The sequence below is a fragment of the Clostridium sp. genome, from assembly GCF_051654825.1.
GTDB lineage: Bacteria > Bacillota > Clostridia > Clostridiales > Clostridiaceae > Clostridium.
Genome location: NZ_JBOFYU010000280.1, coordinates 1 through 4,064 on the forward strand (window position 1 = coordinate 1; position 4,064 = coordinate 4,064).

3 protein-coding genes and 1 pseudogene are annotated in these 4,064 nt (G+C 26.8%); all 4 read right to left on the bottom strand.

Going from position 1 to position 4,064, the window contains the following annotated elements:
- Positions 1-200, bottom strand: a pseudogene (locus tag ACRDBA_RS16845) (hypothetical protein); the annotation flags it as partial.
- A gap of 93 nt (positions 201-293) precedes the next feature.
- Positions 294-668 (bottom strand): DUF6262 family protein, encoded by a 375-nt coding sequence (locus ACRDBA_RS16850; RefSeq protein WP_438574093.1) that lies wholly within the window; start codon positions 666-668, stop codon positions 294-296.
- Positions 668-2,656, bottom strand: a complete 1,989-nt coding sequence (locus ACRDBA_RS16855; protein WP_438574094.1) for a tyrosine-type recombinase/integrase — start codon at positions 2,654-2,656, stop codon at positions 668-670. The genes ACRDBA_RS16850 and ACRDBA_RS16855 overlap by 1 nt, the downstream gene beginning before the upstream one ends.
- Entirely contained in the window at positions 2,649-3,776 is a 1,128-nt protein-coding gene (locus tag ACRDBA_RS16860; protein WP_438574095.1) for a tyrosine-type recombinase/integrase, read from the bottom strand. The genes ACRDBA_RS16855 and ACRDBA_RS16860 overlap by 8 nt, the downstream gene beginning before the upstream one ends.
- Positions 3,777-4,064 lie beyond the last annotated feature (288 nt).

The following is a 4,064-nucleotide window of genomic DNA, read 5'->3' on the forward strand; positions in this document are numbered from 1 at the left end:
CTTGAAGTTGCTATTCCTATTACTAAATTATCTTCTAAATTATTTACAAAAGTCTCTTGATCCAATTCCTCTAAGTTTAATTTTCCTATTACTCTACCGTATACATCCGCTTGTTGCAATTGAACTCCATTAATTATTATATCTTGCTCCGAGTTCCCGTTATCTGCTCCTACTTTTAACTTTATTTCAAATTTTTTCATTTTACAAAACCTCCAAGCAATATATCGTGTACTGACTAACACGATATTGTATTTTAATCGTTTTACACATAAACTACATATAATTTATGTAGTCTATAATTTTTCATATAACTTACCTCTAACAACTTCTAATTGTTCTTTTAGTTTTTTATTTTCTTCTTCTAATTCTTTTATCTTTTTATCTTTAGCCATTATGATAATATCTTTTGATTTTGATGTTTTATCATATTTGGCTCTTTGATTTATAGTTTTACTTACTTGCTTATCTCTAAGTTCTTCAATTCTTTTTTTGATTTCTTGATTATTATAGAGGAATGTCTTAGACACTCCACTAAGTTGAGAAACACTATTAAAATTAATTTTTTGTTCTGTCAAAGAGAGTTCTCTAATAGCCTTATCAACCTTATCTAAAGCCATTTGCGATCTTTGTTTTGCATATTCTTTTAATCCTTTAGTATTATCAGCCATTAAACTATATCCTCCCTTGACTTTCCATTCTTATGAACTAATTTATGTTCTTTAACTTTTTCTAATGTTTGCTCTAATATATTTAAATACTGTTTATTCTTTTCTGCCCAAAGTTCTCTACCGCATCTATTACTGATTTCAATTTGTTGCTTAACCTTTTCTATTTCTTCTTCATATTCAGGTATATTTTCAACAGTAGTACAGAAACTTGCACAAGTTAAGCAATGGTTTATCTGTTGTTTACAAGGCAATTTAGAAGCCTTAAAACATACTCCGAATGGAACTCTAACAGCATCTAAATTCTTTTTAACATATTCATACCTAATAAGATTTTCACCTTCGGCAGAAGAAGTGTCTACTTCAATAAGTTCATTAGTTGTAGTATCAACTTTGAATAATTCTAAATCCTCTGTATTCTTCCATTTCTCATATAATATATTTTCTGATACAGTAGCATAGTGAACTGTCATTTGTAGACTCTGATGTCCTAAAATCTGTTGTATAACACTTATCCCCATACCTTGTTCTACATATTCTTTAGCTCTTGTATGTCTTAGAGAATGAAGTCTAAAGTGATATAACTCACCATTAACATCTCTAATATCTTTTTGAACTATTAGCTTTTTAAGCGTATACAAAAGCGTAGCTTTCGCTAATGGTTTTCCTTTTAACTTTCCTTTATAAGTATTAAATAAATACTTCTTAGGATTATTTTCGTTTGTACTTAATTCTTTTGCTTTATCAATAGACTTTTGAACCATTTCAGCAACCTTATCTCTTATAGGTATTTTAAGTTGTGCTATACCTGTTTTAGTTATTTCACCACAAAGATAATAGTTATACTTTTCTTCTTTGTTATTCCATATTTGCTCTAAACAATTATCATATCTAAGGTTCAATATATCAGTACCACGCCATCCCGTTTCACGAAGTAGGATATAAATAGATATAAATTGAGGTCTATCTAAATCCATAATATTATTATCTAATTGTTTTAATATTGGTTCTGGAATAAATTTAGCAGTCTTAACTTGTACTGACATTGTATCTCTTTTGGGAATATCGTCTTGAAATATTAGTAACGAAACTTCTTTTTCTGGTGCTTTATCATATTGAGCCATTTGTATATATTCTAAAAAAGTTCTTATATAAGATACGAATTTACTTCTATAATGATTATTTCTATCTTTTAAGTCATTATTAACCCAATATAAATATTTTTCTATGTCCTTCCTTGATATATCTTTCAAGAAAGCATCTTTATATCCATTTTTATAAAATATATTAAAGAAGTAATTTATATGTTTTAATGTTTCATAGCAATGACTCCATGATTTTTTAGTTATTATCGTTATAAGATAATGTTTAACCGTATCTTTATAGTATAGAGGTATCATATTGAAGTTTAGCGATACTGAACTACCCTTAACTCCAGTTGCAGGTATTTTAGCACCTTGAATATTTTTTGAATACCATATATCTTTTTCAGTTTCTTCTCTAACATCATAAAAATCTTTAATAAACAAAGAAACTTCATTACCTATACCACGATAAGCCGTATTATGAATTTCATCTTTGTTATTTAATGAAAACCCGCTATTAATCATAAATAATTTCCACTTAACATTATCCATATCAAGTTCATAAAATGATTTTATATTAGGATAATACTTTTCAATATATTTAATTAAATAACCAATAGCATATTGATGCTCATTTAATATTTTACTTAGTTTAAGATATTTGTTTTTTAGAGAATAAACTAAGTAATATTTAATCTCATTCTTGATAACTTTATTTTTTATAAAGCCAAGTTTGATATTTTTAACACTCACCTTATACTCGGTGTCTTGGAAAACTCCATCTTTAATGTTCCAAATATCATTTTCTAACCAATATCCATCATCTTGACTAAGATAATCAATTATTTCATCATACTTACTTTGTTTATTACTTTTTATCACTTGTAAATTTTTCACTTTATTCATCCCCTTCGCTATAAATGTCTAAATCTAAATTAGGTTGAGTTTTATTAAACTCATTGGTAATTTCTTCGTCAGAAGGGTGTATATAAGTGTTTAAAGTAGTATAAATATTTTTATGTCCTGCTCTTATTCTTAATAATTCAGGTTGCCATCCAGCCATCCTTAATAATGTTAATGAACTATGCCTAAACATGTGTGGTGTAACATATATATCTGTCTTTTTCTTTAATGTCCTAAATAAATTATCTGTATCAGTATAATTCATAGGTTTATATTTGTTACTTCCACTTAATTTAATGAATATATGATTAGTTTCAACGTCTTCTGTGTGATATTCTACTAAATATTCCATAAAGATATCTGCTAAGTTTTGGGATATATCTATTCTTCGAGGACTTGATACTGTCTTTATTTCTGCATTATTCTCAAGTTCCCCTCGGTCTTGTAAATCTATAACCATATCACTTATATCAAAGTCCTCAATCCATAAAGATAAGGCTTCGCCTATCCTCATACCGGTTTCATACAACAATGTTAATAGAAACTTATCTCTAAGGTTATTACAGGCTCTTATAAGTGTTCCTATTTCTTCTTTAGATAATATCTTTGGTTTAGATTTAGGAACTTTTAGTTTTAATATGTTACTTGTTACTTTCTTTTGCTCGTGTGCTATTCCATATAAGAAACCTTTAAAGTTCCTACTTGGCGTAGCCACAAACATCTTTAACCTATCGGAAATGTTGTTACTATATTCTTCATGTCTTAAAATATAATCATAAAATGTCAATACAGTATTAATTATAATATTTACTGTTCTTGGACTTCTTGCTGTTTCTACTTGATGTGTAGGAATAACTTTCAGACTTTTGTATGGATTTTGTAACCAATTAACAAATAAGGCTAAATCATCAATAGTTACTTTTTGAAAATCTAACTCTTTTTGTTGTAAATACTCAAAGTAAAGTTTTAGATGCTGACAGTACATTCTTAGAGTATTCCTTGCAAAGCTAGTATTGTCTTTAAATCTAATAAACTTTAATATAGGTTCTATTGGTAATCCATTGTCATCTGCTACAAAGTATCTTTCCTTTGCATCTTCCGTTTTTACTTTAACTACTTCCATAGTTCTATATACACTCCTATAATTCTATGATAAACTACTTCAATTACTATAATTTTTACAACTATATATTTAGTATTCCAAGTTTTATATAGATTATAAGAGTATATTTAAAATACTATAAATACTATCTAATTACTTACACTATATTTCAAGTTGTAATAATAAATAAATACCCATATAACTAAAAATAAATCTTAAAATTTGTAGTAAAATCATTTTAATTATTAAGATATAATCAGATAAAATAAACTTATTGACATTAATTATAAAAAATATTAAAATATATAG